This window comes from Vibrio sp. 1562 (assembly GCF_033340155.1).
Lineage (GTDB): Bacteria > Pseudomonadota > Gammaproteobacteria > Enterobacterales > Vibrionaceae > Vibrio > Vibrio alginolyticus.
Genome location: NZ_JAWOVY010000708.1, coordinates 1 through 535 on the forward strand (window position 1 = coordinate 1; position 535 = coordinate 535).

General features: G+C 50.3%; 1 pseudogene. It reads left to right on the forward strand.

Going from position 1 to position 535, the window contains the following annotated elements:
- Window positions 1-535: pseudogene (gene metL, locus R7Z49_RS27220) on the forward strand (bifunctional aspartate kinase/homoserine dehydrogenase II); the annotation flags it as partial.

Sequence of the window (535 nt, forward strand, 5' to 3'; positions counted from 1 at the left end):
GCAAAATGAGGCAGGAGAAACCGTGCTGTTGGGGCGGAATGGCTCGGATTATTCCGCAACCGTAATCGGTGCTTTGGCGGAAGTGACAACCGTAACCATTTGGAGTGATGTTGCTGGTGTTTACAGTGCGGATCCTCGTTTAGTGTCGGACGCATGTCTGTTGCCTTTACTGCGCTTAGACGAAGCGAGTGAACTGGCCCGCCTTGCAGCGCCGGTCTTGCATAGCCGTACGTTACAACCTGTCGCGCAAAGCACGATGGACTTAAGCCTCAAGTGCAGCTATCAACCTGAATCGGGTTCAACGCGTATTGAGCGTGTACTTGCTTCTGGGCGTGGAGCGAAAATCATCACTTCTTTGGATGAAGTATTGTTGATTCAATTGTCCTTTAGACATGGTCATGACTTCAACAAAACCCAAAGTGATGTTTTAAAGTCTCTTCAACGTGCGCAACTCGAGCCACTCTCTTACGAAGCCCAAGCCGATCAGCAAAAATTACGCTTAGCGTACACCGCAGAGATTGCGACAGGTGCGCTG